The 16,089-nt window shown below is 69.4% G+C and carries 12 protein-coding genes; 3 read left to right on the top strand and 9 right to left on the bottom strand.

Annotated features, from left to right (window positions below; genetic code table 11):
• The first annotated feature begins 22 nt into the window (after positions 1-22).
• Both H9658_RS09080 and H9658_RS09075 read left to right on the top strand, forming a co-directional pair.
• Positions 23-3,265: an efflux RND transporter permease subunit gene (locus H9658_RS09080; RefSeq protein WP_191825113.1), complete on the top strand. Its 3,243-nt coding sequence runs from the start codon at positions 23-25 to the stop codon at positions 3,263-3,265.
• Positions 3,266-3,413: 148 nt separating this feature from the next.
• The gene (locus H9658_RS09075; RefSeq protein ID WP_191825112.1) at positions 3,414-6,545 is read left to right on the top strand and encodes an efflux RND transporter permease subunit; all 3,132 of its coding nucleotides are present in this window, start codon (positions 3,414-3,416) and stop codon (positions 6,543-6,545) included.
• Between the two features lie 325 nt (positions 6,546-6,870).
• Here the strand turns inward: H9658_RS09075 and hglS are convergent, their stop codons facing one another.
• The 9 genes from hglS to H9658_RS09030 form a co-directional block, all read right to left on the bottom strand.
• Complete coding sequence (gene hglS, locus H9658_RS09070) at positions 6,871-8,232, bottom strand: 2-oxoadipate dioxygenase/decarboxylase HglS (RefSeq protein WP_179567790.1); 1,362 nt, start codon at positions 8,230-8,232, stop codon at positions 6,871-6,873.
• A 464-nt stretch (positions 8,233-8,696) separates the two neighbouring features.
• Positions 8,697-9,239, bottom strand: coding sequence for a hypothetical protein (locus H9658_RS09065; protein ID WP_191825111.1), 543 nt, complete (start codon positions 9,237-9,239; stop codon positions 8,697-8,699).
• Between the two features lie 316 nt (positions 9,240-9,555).
• Positions 9,556-10,323 carry an HAD family hydrolase gene (locus H9658_RS09060; RefSeq protein ID WP_191825110.1) on the bottom strand — a complete coding sequence of 256 codons (768 nt, stop codon included), beginning with the start codon at positions 10,321-10,323 and terminating at the stop codon, positions 9,556-9,558.
• Between the two features lie 22 nt (positions 10,324-10,345).
• A complete protein-coding gene (locus H9658_RS09055) occupies positions 10,346-10,714 on the bottom strand; it encodes an EF-hand domain-containing protein (protein ID WP_406848117.1) in 369 nt (122 codons plus the stop codon).
• 285 nt (positions 10,715-10,999) lie between these two features.
• Positions 11,000-11,362 carry an EF-hand domain-containing protein gene (locus H9658_RS09050; RefSeq protein WP_191825108.1) on the bottom strand — a complete coding sequence of 121 codons (363 nt, stop codon included), beginning with the start codon at positions 11,360-11,362 and terminating at the stop codon, positions 11,000-11,002.
• A 225-nt stretch (positions 11,363-11,587) separates the two neighbouring features.
• The gene (locus H9658_RS09045; protein ID WP_179567800.1) at positions 11,588-11,977 is read right to left on the bottom strand and encodes a hypothetical protein; all 390 of its coding nucleotides are present in this window, start codon (positions 11,975-11,977) and stop codon (positions 11,588-11,590) included.
• A 178-nt stretch (positions 11,978-12,155) separates the two neighbouring features.
• A complete protein-coding gene (locus H9658_RS09040) occupies positions 12,156-12,356 on the bottom strand; it encodes a CPXCG motif-containing cysteine-rich protein (RefSeq protein WP_191825107.1) in 201 nt (66 codons plus the stop codon).
• Between the two features lie 29 nt (positions 12,357-12,385).
• Positions 12,386-13,165, bottom strand: coding sequence for a M15 family metallopeptidase (locus tag H9658_RS09035; RefSeq protein ID WP_225209858.1), 780 nt, complete (start codon positions 13,163-13,165; stop codon positions 12,386-12,388).
• A gap of 88 nt (positions 13,166-13,253) precedes the next feature.
• Complete coding sequence (locus H9658_RS09030; RefSeq protein ID WP_225209857.1) at positions 13,254-15,020, bottom strand: MFS transporter; 1,767 nt, start codon at positions 15,018-15,020, stop codon at positions 13,254-13,256.
• Between the two features lie 25 nt (positions 15,021-15,045).
• On the opposite strand from H9658_RS09030, the gene H9658_RS09025 reads away from it, so the two are divergent.
• Positions 15,046-15,957, top strand: a complete 912-nt coding sequence (locus tag H9658_RS09025; protein ID WP_179567806.1) for a LysR substrate-binding domain-containing protein — start codon at positions 15,046-15,048, stop codon at positions 15,955-15,957.
• The last annotated feature ends 132 nt before the right edge of the window (positions 15,958-16,089 follow it).

Raw genomic sequence — 16,089 nt, 5'->3', positions numbered from 1 at the left:
CCTCACCAGCAAGGATATTCCTGTGGGCTTTTCGACGATCTTCATCCGCCGCCCGATCGCCACCACCTTGCTGATGGCAGGCGTGCTGTTGCTCGGCATCCTCGGCTACCGGCAGCTGCCGGTGTCGGCGCTGCCGGAGATCGACTCGCCGAGCCTGGTGGTGACCACCCAGTACCCCGGCGCCAACGCCAGCACCATGGCCTCGCTGGTGACCACGCCGCTGGAGCGGCAGCTGGGGCAGATCTCCGGGCTGCAGATGATGACCTCCGATTCGTCGGCGGGCTTGTCCACGATCATCCTGCAGTTCGCGATGGATCGCGACATCGACATCGCCGCGCAGGACGTGCAGGCGGCGATCCGCCAGTCCACCCTGCCCTCGTCGCTGCCCTACCAGCCGGTCTACAACCGGGTGAACCCGGCCGACGCGGCGATCATCACCCTCAAGCTCAGCTCCGAGACGCTGCCGCTGCGCGACGTCAACAACTACGCCGACTCGATCCTGGCGCAGCGCCTGTCGCAGGTGCCCGGCGTGGGCCTGGTGTCGATCGCCGGCAACGTGCGCCCGGCCGTGCGCATCCAGGTCAATCCGGCGCAGCTGTCGAACATGGGCCTGACCATGGAGGCGCTGCGCAGCGCGCTGACCGAGACCAACGTCAACGCGCCGAAAGGCTCGCTCAACGGCAAGACCCAGTCCTACAGCATCGGCACCAACGATCAGTTGTCCAGCGCCGCCGACTACCGCGACACCGTCATCAGCTACAAGAACGGCGCGCCGGTACGGCTGTCGGACGTGGCGCAGGTGGTGGACGGGGTGGAGAACGACCAGCTCGCGGCCTGGGCCGACGGCAAGCCGGCGGTGCTGCTGGAGATCCGTCGCCAGCCCGGCGCCAACATCGTGCAGACGGTGGAACAGATCCGCACGATCCTGCCGCAACTGCAGGCGGTGCTGCCCAGCGGCGTGCACCTGGACGTGTTCTCCGACCGCACCGAGACCATCCGCGCCTCGGTGCACGAGGTCAAGTTCACCCTGATCCTGACCATCGGCCTGGTGGTCGCGGTGATCTTCGTGTTCCTGCGCCGCCTGTGGGCCACGATCATCCCGTCGGTGGCGGTGCCGCTGTCGCTGGCCGGCACCTTCGCGGTGATGGCCTTCGCCGGCATGTCGCTGGACAACCTGTCGCTGATGGCGCTGGTGGTGGCCACCGGCTTCGTGGTCGACGATGCGATCGTGATGATCGAGAACATCGTGCGCTACATCGAACAGGGCAAGAGCGGACCGGAGGCGGCGGAGATCGGCGCCAAGCAGATCGGTTTCACCGTGCTGTCGCTGACCGTGTCGCTGGTGGCGGTGTTCCTGCCGCTGCTGCTGATGCCGGGCGTCACCGGGCGCCTGTTCCACGAGTTCGCCTGGGTGCTGTCGATCGCGGTGACGATCTCGATGCTGGTGTCGCTGACGCTGACCCCGATGATGTGCGCCTATCTGCTCAAGCCCGACGCGCTGCCCGAAGGCGAGGACGCGCACGAACGGGCGGCCGCGGCCGGCAAGACCACCGTGTGGACGCGCACCGTGGCGCTGTACGAGCGCTCGCTGGACTGGGTGCTCGGGCACCAGCCGCTGACCCTGGCGATCGCGCTGGCGACGATGGTGCTGACCGTGGTGCTGTACGTGGTGATCCCCAAGGGCCTGCTACCCGAGCAGGACACCGGGCTGATCACCGGCGTGGTCCAGGCCGACCAGAACGTGGCGTTCCCGCAGATGCAGCAGCGCACCCAGGCGGTGGCCGAGGCGCTGCGCCGGGATCCGGCGGTGACCGGCGTGGCCGCGTTCATCGGCGCCGGCTCGATGAATCCCACCCTCAACCAGGGCCAGCTGAGCATCGTGCTGAAGACCCGCGGCGACCGCGACAGCCTGGAGGAGGTGCTGCCGCGGCTGCAGAAGGCGGTGGCCGGCCTGCCCGGCGTGGCGCTGTATCTGAAGCCGGTGCAGGACGTGACCCTGGACACGCGCGTGGCGGCCACCGAATACCAGTACTCGCTGTCGGACGTGGACAGCGCCGAACTGGCGACGCAGGCCGCGCGCCTGACCGAGGCGCTGCGCAAGCGCCCGGAACTGGCCGACGTGGACAACAACCTGGCCAACCAGGGCCGCGCGCTGGAGCTGACCGTCGACCGCGACAAGGCCAGCGCGCTGGGCGTGCCGATGCAGACCATCGACGACACCCTGTACGACGCCTTCGGCCAGCGCCAGATCTCCACCATCTTCACCCAGCTCAACCAGTATCGCGTGGTGCTGGAAGTGGCGCCGCAGTTCCGCAACAGCACCGCGCTGCTGCACCAGCTGGCGGTGTCCAGCAACGGCAGCGGCGCGCTGACCGCCAGCAACGCCACCAACTTCGGCCAGACCACCTCCAGCAACTCGTCCACCGCCACCGGCATCGGCAACCAGAACACCGGCATCTCGGTCGGCAGCGGCGGCACCGTGCCGCTGGCCGCGGTGGCCGAGGCCAGGATCGCGACCACGCCGCTGGTGGTCAGCCACCAGCAGCAGCTGCCGGCGATCACCGTCTCGTTCAACCTGGCGCCGGGCTACTCGCTGTCGCAGGCGGTGGCGGCGATCGAGGAGACCAACGAGCAACTGCAGCTGCCGCCGCAGCTGCATGCCGAATTCATCGGCAAGGCCGCCGAATACACCGGCAGCCAGACCGACATCGTGTGGCTGCTGCTGGCCTCGGTGGTGCTGATCTACATCGTGCTCGGCGTACTCTACGAGAGCTACATCCATCCGCTGACGATCATCTCCACGCTGCCGCCGGCCGGCGTCGGCGCGCTGCTGGCGCTGATGCTGTGCGGGCTGAGCCTGTCGGTGGACGGCATCGTCGGCATCGTGCTGCTGATCGGCATCGTCAAGAAGAACGCGATCATGATGATCGACTTCGCGATCGACGCGCGCCGCGAGGGCGCCAATGCGCACGATGCGATCCGCCGCGCCTGCCTGCTGCGCTTCCGCCCGATCATGATGACCACCGCCGCGGCGATGCTCGGCGCGCTGCCGCTGGCGCTGGGCGACGGCATCGGCTCGGAGCTGCGGCGCCCGCTGGGCATCGCCATCGTCGGCGGCCTGCTGCTGTCGCAGCTGGTCACCCTGTACACCACGCCGGTGATCTACCTGTACATGGAACGCGCCTCCGAGCGGATGCGCGCCTACCGCGAACGCCGCGCGGCGCGGCGCGACGCGGCAGTGGCGGCGGCGGGGCGGACGGTATGAGTTGCCGGGAATGGGGAATCGGGAATCGGGAATCGCACGGCGTCTGCGGCTTGCGGTCCCCACGAACGCCTGACGACTTGCGCGAGCAAGGAGCGTGCAAGCGCGCCGCTTTCCGAATCCCCAATCCCCAATCCCCAATCCCGGCTCCATGAACATCTCCGGCCCCTTCATCCGCCGCCCGATCGGCACCACGCTGCTGGCCATCGGCCTGTTCGTGATCGGCATGATGTGCTACCTGCGCCTGGGCGTGGCGGCGCTGCCGAACATCTCGATTCCGGTGATCTTCGTGCAGGCCAGCCAGGCCGGCGCCGATGCCTCGACGATGGCGTCCACGGTCACCGCGCCGCTGGAACGGCACCTGGGCCAGATCCCCGGCATCGACACCATGCGTTCCTCTAGTTCGGAGGGGAACAGCCAGGTGTTCATGATGTTCCAGAGCGACCGCAACATCGATTCGGCGGCGCAGGACGTGCAGACCGCGATCAATTCCGCGCAGGCGGACCTGCCCTCGGGCCTGTCCACGCCGCGCTACCAGAAGGCCAATCCCAACGACGATCCGGTCATCGCCATCGCGCTGACCTCCGACACCCAATCGGCCGACGAGCTGTACAACGTCGCCGACTCGCTGCTGGCGCAGCGCCTGCGCCAGATCAGCGGCGTGGCCTCGGTCGACATCGGCGGCGCCTCGACCCCGGCGGTGCGGGTGGACGTGAACCTGCGCGCGCTCAACGCGATGGGGTTGACCCCGGACGACCTGCGCAATGCGGTGCGCGCGGCCAACGTGACCTCGCCCACCGGCTTCCTCAGCGACGGCAGCTCCACCACCGCGATCGTGGCCAACGATTCGGTGGCCAAGGCCGCCGACTTCGCCCAGCTGGTGATCTCGCAGCAGGACGGCCGCACCGTACGCCTGCGCGACATCGCCAACGTCTACGACGGCCAGCAGGACGCCTACCAGGCGGCCTGGTTCGGCGGCAAGCCGGCGGTGGTGATGTACGTGTTCACCCGCGCCGGCGCCAACATCGTGGAGACGGTGGACCGGGTCAAGGCGCAGATCCCGATGCTGCGCGGCTACCTGCAGCCGGGCACCAAGATGTCCGCCTACTTCGACCGCACGCCGACCATCCGCGCCTCGTTGAACGAGGTCCAGGCCACGCTGCTGATCAGCCTGGCGATGGTGGTGCTGACCATGGCGCTGTTCCTGCGCCGGCTGGCGCCGACGCTGATCGCCGCGGCCACGGTGCCGCTGTCGCTGGCCGGCGCGGCGCTGGCGATGTACGTCATGGGCTTCACCCTGAACAACCTGAGCCTGCTGGCGCTGGTGATCGCGATCGGCTTCGTCGTGGACGATGCGATCGTGGTGATCGAGAACATCATGCGCCACCTCGACGAAGGCATGTCGCGGCTGGACGCGGCGCTGGCCGGCGCGCGCGAGATCGGCTTCACCATCGTCTCGATCACCGCCTCGCTGGTGGCGGTGTTCATCCCGATCCTGTTCGCCAGCGGCATGATCGGCACGTTCTTCCGCGAGTTCACCGTGACCCTGGTCGCGGCGATCTGCGTCTCGGCGGTGGTCTCGCTGACCCTGACCCCGGCGCTGTGCAGCCGCTTCCTGTCCGCGCATGCCGAACCGGAACGGCCGAGCCGCTTCGGCGCCTGGCTGGAGCGCGTACACGCCGGCATGCTGCGCGTGTACACCGTGGCGCTGGATTTCTCGCTGCGCCATGCGCTGCTGCTGGCGCTGACCCCGCTGCTGCTGATCGCCGCCACCGTGTTCCTGGCCGGCGCGGTGAAGAAGGGCTCGTTCCCGGCCCAGGACACCGGCCTGATCTGGGGCCGCGCCAGCTCCAGCGCCACCGTGTCCTTCGCCGACATGGTCAAGCGCCAGCGCCGCATCACCGACATGCTGATGTCCGATCCGGCGGTGAAGATCGTCGGCGCGCGCCTGGGCAGCAGCCGCCAGGGTTCCAGCGCCAGCTTCAACATCGAGCTCAAGCGCCACGACGAGGGCCGCACCGAGACCACCGCGCAGGTGCTGTCGCGGCTAAGCGCCAAGGCCGACCGCTACCCGGACCTGCAGCTGCGCCTGCGCGCGATCCAGGACCTGCCCAGCGACGGCGGCGGCGGCACCAGCCAGGGCGCGCAATACCGCGTCTCGCTGCAGGGCAACGACAACGCCCAGTTGCAGGAATGGCTGCCCAAGCTGCAGGCGGCGCTGAAACAGAATCCGAAGCTGCGCGACGTCGGCACCGACGTGGACACCGCCGGCCTGCGCCAGAACATCGTCATCGACCGCGCCCAGGCCGCGCGCCTGGGCGTGTCGATCGGCGCGATCGACGGCGCGCTGTACGGCGCGTTCGGCCAGCGCCAGATCTCCACGATCTATTCGGATCTCAACCAGTACAGCGTGGTGGTCAACGCGCTGCCCGAGCAGACCGCCACGCCGGCGGCGCTGGACCGGATCTACGTGCCCACGCGCAGCGGCGCGATGGTGCCGCTCACCGCGGTGGCGCACCAGGTGCCGGGCCTGGCGCCGCCGCAGATCACCCATCAGAACCAGTACACGACGATGGATCTGAGCTACAACCTGGCGCCCGGGGTGAGCACCGGCGAAGGCGACGCGATCATCGCCGCCACCGTTGCCGGCCTGCGCATGCCCGGCGACATCCGCATCGCCGACGGCGGCGGCTTCGGCGTGGCGCTGCAGCCGAACTCGATGCTGATCCTGGTGCTGGCGGCGATCGTGGTGGTCTACATCGTGCTGGGCATGCTGTACGAGAGCCTGGTGCACCCGGTGACGATCCTGTCCACGCTGCCGGCCGCGGGCATGGGCGCGCTGCTGGCGCTGTGGGTCACCAACACCGAGCTGTCGGTGATCTCGATGATCGCGCTGGTGTTGCTGATCGGCATCGTCAAGAAGAACGCGATCATGATGATCGACTTCGCGCTGGTCGCCGAGCGCCAGCACGGCAAATCGCCGCTGGAGGCGGTGCGCGAGGCCTGCGTGGTGCGCTTCCGCCCGATCATGATGACCACGATGGTGGCGATCCTGGCGGCGGTGCCGCTGGCGGTGGGCCTGGGCGAAGGCTCGGAGCTGCGCCGTCCGCTGGGCATCGCGATGATCGGCGGCCTGCTGATCTCGCAGAGCCTGACCCTGCTCAGCACCCCGGCGCTGTATGTGATCTTCTCGTGCCTGCGCGAGCGTTGGCGCGCGCGGCGGGCACGCAAGCGCGAGCGGCGCCTGGCGCGCACCGCACCGCAAGCGGCTGCATTGCACTAGCCGAGGTCGCCCTTCCCGCGCGGCGCCTGGTGCCATGGCAGTTCCCTTCTCCCATCGGGAGAAGGTGCCCCGCAGGGGCGGATGAGGGGACGGGCGGAGCCTCGCGCACCCCAACTCCGCGAGACGCTGCGCGCCGGACCCTCACCCCACCCCCTCTCCCGAGGGGAGAGGGGCTAGCGGCTGTTCCTTCTCCCACCGGGAGAAGGTGCCCCGAAGGGGCGGATGAGGGTACGGGCGCAGCCTCATGCGCCCAAACACCGCGAGACGCTTCGCGCCAGACCCTCACCCCAACCCCTCTCCCGTGGGGAGAGGGGCTTTCGGCCGCTCAGCCCTGCAGCGCTTCCAGCGAGGCGCGCTCGATGCCGGCGTAGATCGCGAATTCGTCGTGCACCGCCGCGCCCAGCGCCTGTTCGAATGCGGCACGGTTGGCGTGCGCGGCATAGGCGCGCTGTTCGCCGCCACCCAGGTTGGACTGGAAGATGCCGGCGGCGCTGACCGGCAGGAAGTCCTCGTAGACGATCGGATCGGCGCTGGCCAGGCCGTCGGCGATCAGCGACTCGGCGGGCCGGCCGGCCAGGCCCGCGGCACCGGCGGCGCGGCCGGCCTCGGTCAGCGCATAGCGGAAATAGCCCAGGCCTTCGCGGCGCAGCGTGGCGTAGTCGTCGGGGAACTCGGCGAACGCGGCCTGCAGGCGCGTGGCGTAGTCGCCGCCGGCGCTGCCGTCGGCGGCGCGCGCGCGCTCCAGCAAGGCGTCGTACAGCGCGCGGCCCTTCGGGGTCAGGGCCAAACCACGCTGCTCGATCTCGCCGAAGCGCGCGGTGTGGGTGCCGGCCTCGGCGGCGCCGTCGCCGGCCGGGAAGCGCACCGTTTCCTCCAGCGCCTTGAAGCTGGTCTGGCGCAGCAGGATCGGGCAGCGCCGCCGCGGCGGGCCTTCGATCACCGCCTTGGCGTCGATGCCCCGGCGCAGCATGTCCGCCTGCGCGGCGTCGATGTCCAGCGTGCGCGGGGTCAGGTGGTTGATGTGCGGGCCGTGGAAACTGACCACGTCGGCGATCAGCTTGTGCGCATCGCTCAACGCGCGATAGGTCGGCAGCGTCACGGTGGCGTCGCTGTGCCAGCGGAAGGTCTCCAGCGCCTCGGCGACGAAGCGCTGCGCGTCGGCCTCGCCCAGCCCGCCGTCGCGCTCGCAGCGTTCGATCAGCTGCAGCGCGCCATCGGTGAAGATGCGACGCTGCGCGAGGATCTGCGCGGCCTGCGCGCGCAGCGCCGGATCTTCGATCAGTTCCAGCCGCAGCAGCGAGGTGAACACGCGGAACGGATTGCGCGCCAGCGCCGCCGCGTCGAGCGGGCGGAACGCGGTGGAATGCACCGGCACCCCGGCCACCGACAGGTCGTAATAGCCGACCGGATGCATGCCCATCACCGCGAACAACCGCCGCAGCGTGGCCAGTTCCTCGGCGCTGCCGACGCGGATCGCGCCATGCCGTTCCTGGTCCAGCCGCGCGCGCTCGTCGTTGCGCTGCAACTGCGCGTCCAGCGCCGGATCGGCGGCCAGGGTCGCCGCGTTGACCTGCGCCACCAGCTCCATCAGCGCGCCGTACAGCGGCACCTCGGTGCGGTACATGTCGGACATGGCCTGCGCGAACAGGCTGCGGATGGCATCGGGCGAAACGAAAGCAGTGGTCATCGGACGGTCCGGAGCGGCGGTAGCGCCGGGCACCAGGTCCGGCAGAATGCCTATTCTCGCGCCGCGGCGGCGGCGCGGCCAGTCGTCCGCGTGGATCGCCGCCATGACGCGTGCAATGGAAGCGAAAGGTCCTGGCTTGGGTGGCTTGACCTGGAATCGAGCCGGAGGCGGTCGGCAGCAGGATCGGCACGCTTGCCGCCAGGTACCAGGCGGTGAGGGCTTGCAAGTTGGCCGCAAGCCTCTTGTGGGAGCGACTTCAGTCGCGACGCGCCAGCAAGCGGCGCTTGGCGGTTTCCAGGGACAACCGACTCAGGCTTGGCAAGCGAAGGACGAGATCGACGCGTCGCGACTGAAGTCGCTCCCACAGGGGTTTCGCTGGATTGGCTTGGTATTGCGGGCATTCGAGCGGGGCCTCCGCATCGGCCGCGCGCCGCCGACCGCTTCCCGTACGGCGTCGGCGGCGCCTACTGCGCCGCCGCTTGGTCACGCTGCGCGCGGTCGCCGAGCTGCCGGCGCAACAGCGCATCCAGCTGGATCGGCCGGTCCCAATGGTCGTAGCTGGCGACGATGGCATGGCGCAGCGCGCGGTAGGTCAGCGAACCCGGTTCGACCTGCAACGCGCTCGCCACGTCCGCCCAGCTGGCGTCCGGGCCGGCGCTGGCCCGCGCACGCACCACCTCGCGGTACGGCAGCCCCGCCGCCTTGGCCAGGAAGCCGGCGAAGTAGATGTCGCGCGGCAGCCAGCGGCGCTCGCGCAGCAGCGCCTCGGCATAGCCGCGCGGCAACTGCGCGTAGCGCGCTACCTCATCCAGGAAACTGTCCGGATAGCGCGCGGCATAGCGGTCGATGTCCAGCAGTTGGCGGTCGACCCAGGCATCGCCGCTGCCGGGCGCGGCCGCATCCGCCACTGCAGCGCTCGGCGGCGCCGCCTCCTGGGCCACTGCGGCGCTCGCCATGCATAGCGCCAGCGGCAGGATCAGACAGACGGAGCGCAGGCGGGACGGCATGCGTCGATTCTGCCGGATGCCGGCATCGCTGTCAGGGTGGCGCGGTCGGTACGGTCGTCAAGCAAGGCCCGCGAGGCGCCGCATCCGCCTGGCATGGCAGATAGGCTCGGCTACCGCCCCGCACAAGCGCGCTTCCGATAAGGAAGCACCGGCACCGATGGTATGCGGCCACTCCGCTCGGGCCGCTCCCGCGGCGCACCGGCCAACGCGAGGCGCGCGCTCACGTGCTGCCGCTACCAGCGCCTGCTTTCGTACTCGCTGCACGCACTGGCGGCGCGGAGATCGAGGCCTCGGGGGACAGGCGCCGCGAGCGCCCTCACGCCGGCGGCAAGCCACCTTGCGCCGCCGCATGCCGGTTCAGGTCGGCCACCGCCTGCGGCCACTCGGCCGCCGTGGCCACCTCGCGCAGACGCGGTTCGTCGGCGGCCACGCCATGCTCGGCCTCGTGCGCCCAGGTGGTGGCATAGGGCGTATGGATGCCCCAGCCGCCGAGCGCGATCACCGGTTCCACGTCCGAGCGCAGCGAGTTGCCGATCATCGCGAAGCGCTCGGCACCGACGCCGAATTCGGCCAGCACCTTGGCGTAGGTCTTGGGGTCCTTTTCCGACACGATCTCGATGCGCGGGAACAGCGCGCCGAGTCCGGATTGCGCGATCTTCGCTTCCTGGTGGAACAGATCGCCCTTGGTGATCAGCACCACCTCGAAATCGGCGGCGATCGCCGCCACCGCCTCGCGCACGCCGGCGATCACCTCCACCGGATGCTGCAGCGTCGCGCGACCGATCTCGACGATGCGCTGCAGATCGCGCGCGGAAATGCGTGCCTCGGTCAGCTCGATCGCCGCCTCGATCATCGACAGGGTCATGCCCTTGGCGCCGTAGCCGAACACCTTCAGGTTGCGCCGCTCCACCGTCAGCAGATGCTGCTGGGTGGCGACGTCGCGCAGATCCAGGTAGTGGCCGAGAATGGCTTCGAACGCGGCTTCGGCGTCGCGGTAGTAGTCCTCGCTTTTCCACAGCGTGTCGTCGCCGTCGAAGCCGACCAGGGCGATGGCGGAGGAGCGCAGAGCGGTAGGAGTAGGCATCGCGCAAGCATAGCAGCGCCGCCTATTGCGCCGCAGGATCGCCGGGGCCGGGCTGGTAGTGCGCGTACTCCTCGCGCGACAGCGCCCCGTCGGCATCGGCGTCGAACGTATCGAAGGTTTCGCGCAGGACAGGGTCGGCGGCGGCCTCGGGACGGCCGATGCGGCCATCGCGATCCAGGTCCAGGGCGGCGAAACTGCGGGCGCCTGCGGCGGCACCGACGTCGCTGGCCGGCGCTGCCGGCACCGGCAGGGTCGACGCCGGCGGCGCAGGCAACGGCGGCAGTGCGGCCGGCGCCGGGGTGGGCGCGGGTGTCGGCACAGGGATGGGCAGGACCGGTGCGGCAGGATCCTGCTGCGGCGCGGCCGTGCCGGCTGCGGCAACAGCCGCCAACGACGACGCCAGGCACAGGCGCAGCGAATAGCGTGAAGAACTCATGGGCAGCCCCATCCAACGGCGAATGGACACCCTACTCCTTGCGGCGCTGCTGATGGCCGCACCGATACCCGGCCGTGCAGATTCTTCGGTAGCAGCGCAAAAGCGGAAGGGCGGCACGAGCCGCCCTTCCTCCTATGCATCTGTCACGTTCGATTGGGCCGTTACGCCGTGTCCGCGCCGCGGTCGGCACGCACCCTCGTCTCTGCGCGTACCGGCCGCGGCGCCTTGCCGCCGTCGGCGTTACTGACCGTTGCTGCCGGCGGCGGCGCCGCCCTGCTGCTGTTTGGCGACGTACGCCTTGTATTCGTCCGGGGTCAACTTGCCGTTGTGATCGGCATCGGCCTGCGCAAAGATCTGGCTGAGGCCTGCATTGACCTGCGCTTCCTGCTTGCTGATAGCGCCGTCGCTATCGGTATCGACATCGGCCCAGGTCTGGCCGCCGCCCGAAGCGCCGGATTGTGCGGGCTGCCCGGTCGCGCTGGTCGGCGACTGCGCCTGGGTGGCGGCATCGCTCTGCGCATCCTGGGCGAAGACCGGCAGGGCCAGTGCGGCGGCGAGAATGGCGGCGGTCCCGATCAACGGCGTGCGGTTGCGAATGTTCATGGGTGGTCTCCTGTGCTCTCTCGGTTGTGGCATGCCCGGTTGAATCCGGTGCATGGCCACACCGTGCCGGTGCCAGGCTGAATCCATTCCCTTGCGAAAAAACGCAGGCAACGCTTCGTTAACCACAGCGTGGAAAACACGCGTTACCGGCTTGGTTAGCAAGCGGTGAGCGTGCGGTAAGCCATTCGTTCGAGGTGTTTGTAAACCAGAAAAAAACCGTGTGTTTCACACGATTTCGCGGTCGCGCTCGCCGGACTTTTCGCTTGAACGCGAACTGAACGCGACCCAGGCCGCGGCGACACCGGCAAGCGCACCGGAGACTTCCAGCACCACCCGCGAGCCCAACTCGTTCGGATCGTGGATGCTGGCCAGCGCCAGCCGCGCATACAACGGCGACTCCAGGCGCACGATGCCGGTGTAGAACAGGTTCCAGCAATCGATCCCGGCCGACACCGCGACCGCGATCAGGCACGACCAGCCCAGCGCATGGCCTTCGGACCATTGCAGCCAGCGGCACAGGCGGTGCCACAACGCGTACACGAGGAACCCGACCGCGAACGCGATCAGCCCGGCTTCGAGCGAGCCCAGCAGGCCGAAGTGCAGCGGGAGATTCATTGCGGTGCTTCCTGGTTGTCGGGGAGGGCGCCAGTCTAGGTGGTGTGGCGGCCGGTGTGCGGTCCTCACCGCGCATACGGGCATCGTCGCAAAGGGCGATGTCGGCGCCGTCTGCGTGACTATTGCCCGAGGCCGCCGGGAGCCGCGCTCACGCTGGCAATCGACCGACAGGCACGCATCAGCCATCGTTCTCGGCAGTGGCGCTCACCACCGGTGCGCCGTCTTCGTCCCAGCGCACCGTCACCAGCATCGGTCGGCAACACACCTGGCAATCCTCCACGTATTGCTGCGCCTCGACCGACGGGTCCAGCGCCAGGTCGATCCATTCGCCGCAATACGGGCACTGCAGGTCGATGAAGCTTTGTTGCATGCCGGACATGATGTTGGCCTGGGAAGCGAGACGAACGGCTAGCGTACCGGTACGTCGTAGGCGGTGCCGGGACTGGGTTCGGGCTGGAAGGTGTAGTGCCACCATTCCAGCGGGTAGTTGGCGAAGCCCTGCGCCGCCATCGCGCGCAGCAGGCGCTGGCGGTTCGCGCGCTGCGCCGCATCGATCGCGGCCGCATCGGTGTGCGCCAACGGGTCGAAGAAGTCGAAGCCGGTGCCCATGTCCAGCGGCGCGCAATGGCCGCTGCGGCAGTCGAGCAGGCCTAGGTCCACCGTCGCGCCGCGGCTGTGGCCGGAGCTCTCGGCGATGTAGTCGCCGAGCAGCACGCGCTTGTCCAGGTGCGGGTAGTAGCGCGCCTTGGCGACCTGGTCGCCGAGGTCGCCCGCCCAGGCCACGAAGGCGCGCACCGAACGCTGCGGCCGGTAGCAGTCGAACACCTGCAGGCCGTAACCCTCGGCGCGCAACGCGCGCTGCACGCGCGCCAGCGCCTGCGCGGCCGGGGCCAGCAGATAGCACTTCGGCGCGTCGTAGCCGGGCACCGGGCGGCCGGTGAAGTTGTCGTGGCCGGCGTAGCGGATGTCCATCGCGATGTCCGGCACGACGTCGTGCACGTCCACCAATCCGGCTTGCGCGGGCGTGGTCGCCGGCGATACGGCCGGCGTGGCCGCCGCGCTCAGCGCGTTGCCCGGGCCGGCAAGCGCACATGCGGCGAACAGCACGAGCGCGACCCGGCGCGCGCGCAATGCCTGGCGCAGCTGATGCGGCACCGGATGCAGCACAACGGAGCAGAAATACGGCATGGGCCCAGCATAGGCCATCACGCCACACGACGGCTCTCCCCCATTCGCTTCGCTCACGGGCACATAAAGGCGATCGCCCGTCTGCCGCTCAGACGTCGTTGCTCATGGTGCTCGTCGCCTTGCGCCCGCGACGCGGCGCCAGCTTGCCCATGGCCTTGCGCGCGGGCGACGGCGCAGGACCGCCGCCCACCGCCGTGTCGGGCCACGGCTGCAGAGCAGGCTCCGATGCTGCTTCCTGAGCCGGGCGATGCGTCAGCAAACCGAAGACCATGCCGCTCGACAGCACCGTGATTGCACTGAGGATGTAGAGCAGGATGCGAAAGGCGTCGCCGTAGCCGTGCACCAGCAAGGCCTGATCGATACCGGGCAATACGCTCCCCGCATGCGCCAGGTCGCCCATCGCCAGGCGCTGCGCGGCCTCGGGCAGGGCGTGCGCGAGATCCGCCGGGCCCACGTCGCGCAAGCGTGACTGCACCAGGCCGGCGAGCATGGCCGCCACCACGGCCAGCGCCACGCCTTCGCCGGCCACGCGCGTGGTGCTGAAGATGCCCATGGCCATGCCGGCGCGCTCCTTGGGCACCACGCTCACGGCCAAGCCATCCATCAGGCCCCAGGGCAGGCTGGTACCCAGGCCGATCACCAGCAGCGGCGCCAGCCAATGCGCGGCAGGCTGTCCCGGCGTGCACTGCGCCAGCCACGCCAGGCCGCCGGCGGCGGTCAGCAATCCGATGCCGGAGATCAGCCCGGCCGACAGCCAGCGCGTCAGCATGCCCGCCAGGATCGGCACGATCAGCATCGGTGCGGACAGCGCGATCATCATGCGTCCGGCCGCCAGCGCGCTGTACCCCTCGATGCCGATGAAGCGCGCCGGCAACAGCACCTGCAGCACGACGTAGCAATAGGCCGGCGCCGCCGCCAGGAACTGCACGCCGACGAAGCGCGGGTAGCGGAACAGGGACAGGTCCAGCATGGGCCGCTTCGCCCTGGTCTCGATCAGCACGAAGGCCGCCAGCAGCGCGGCCGCAGCAGCCAGCAGGCCGGCCACCCTGCGGTCGCCCCAGCCGTGCTCCGGCACCTGCAGCAGCGCATAGGTGAACAGCGTCAACGCCGCCGTGAAACCGAGGGCGCCGAGCCAGTCCAAGCCTTGCGCCTCCGGGTCGCGCGATTCGGGCATGCCGCGCCAGCCGCAGAACAGCGCCAGCGCACCGAGCACGGTGGCGCTCAAAAAGACCGAACGCCATCCCAGGCGCTCGATCAGCAACCCGGAGAGCACCGGCCCGAACGCCAGGCCGACGCCGAAGGTGGTGCCCAGCAGGCTGAAGGCCCGCGCCCGCGCATGGCCGTCGAATTCCTGGGCCAGTGCCGCCGCGCCGCCGGCAAAGGCCGCCGCGCCGGCCACGCCCTGCACGGCGCGCAGCGCATCGAGCCAGACGATGTCCGGCACGAAGACCAGGGCCAGCGAGGCGGCGGCGAACCCGCCCACGCCGAGAACGAACAAGCGGCGACGGCCGAACTGGTCGGCGAGCGCGCCGGCCGCCATCAGGCAGCCGCCGAAGCCCAGCATGAAGGCATTGGTCACCCAGTTCAGGGCGACGGGACTGCCCCCCAGGCTTTGCCCGATGGCGGGCAGCGCCACCGCCGGGCCGGTGAAGCTCAGCGGCATGGACAGGGCAGCGAGCAGGACCGCGCCGAGAAGCACCCATTTTTTCGCGTTGGCAGCGTGCGTGGGGTCGGGGAAATGCATGTCGGATCCTTTGTCGAGCGCATCCACAAAATGGATCGACAAAAGATAGGATGGCTCCAATCGGCTTGGAACAAGCCATGATTCCGGACAGAAACGACAAATAGTCGTCAATCCGTTCCCCGAAAAGGCCAAAAAAATGGACCATGTGAGCGGGCTGACCGCGTTCGTCCGTGCCGCCGAGACCCGCAGCTACGTCGCCGCATCCAGAGTGCTGGGGCTGTCGCCCTCGGCCATCGGCAAGAGCATCGCGCGGCTCGAAGCCAAGCTCGGCGTGCGCCTGTTCCATCGCAGCACGCGCAGCATCGCCCTCACCGAGGAAGGCATGCAGTTCTTCGAGCGCTGCCGCCGGATCCTGGAAGACCTGGAAGATGCGCAGGCTGCGCTCGGCAAGAACGCCAGCGCACCGCGCGGACGCCTGCGCATCAGCGTGCCTGCCGCGGGGCACCGGCTGCTGATGCCGGTGTTGCCGGCTTTCGTCCAGGCGTATCCGGAGGTGGAGCTCGACATCGATTTCAGCGACCGGCTGGTGGACGTCGTCGACGAAGGCTTCGACATGGCGATCCGCAGCGGCACGCTGGCGGACTCGCGGCTTTCGGCGCGCGGCCTGTGCCCGTTCCGCTTCAGGCTGTGCGGCTCGCCGCAGTACTTCGCCAACCACGGCATGCCCGCGCACCCGCTGGACCTGGCGGCCCATCGCTGCCTGCGCTTCAAGTACCCCTCGAGCGGCAAGCTGCAGGAGTGGCGCCTGAGCGAGGCGGGTGCCGACCTGGCCGAACTGCGCGTGCCCACCACCATGACATTGGGCAGCATCGAAGCCACGCTGAGCGCGGCCATCGGCGGCATGGGCATCGCCTACCTGCCCGATTTCGCAGTGGACGACGCGCTGCAGCAGGGCCTGCTGCAGACGGCGCTGGAGCACTACAACGTCGTCGACGGCACGTTCTGGATGCTGTGGCCTTCGCACCGCCACGTGCTGCCCAAACTGCGCGTGTGGATCGACCATCTCTCGGCCAGCCTGGGCACGCGCGGCGACCACGCGGGGCGATGAGCGGGAGCATTGCTGCCGCTTGCGTCAGCAATGTCGCCCGAACGTTGTGTCCTTGCGCGAGCCAGGCAGACGCTGGCGCAGCGTTCCTGCAAATGTCCCGTACATGCAGCAGCTTCCGATGCGCGGCGCTGC

It is taken from the genome of Xanthomonas bonasiae (assembly GCF_014836395.1).
In the GTDB taxonomy this organism is placed as follows: Bacteria; Pseudomonadota; Gammaproteobacteria; order Xanthomonadales; family Xanthomonadaceae; genus Xanthomonas_A; species Xanthomonas_A bonasiae.
Note: the sequence above shows the minus strand (reverse complement) of the source record. Positions and strands in the feature narration are given on the sequence as shown.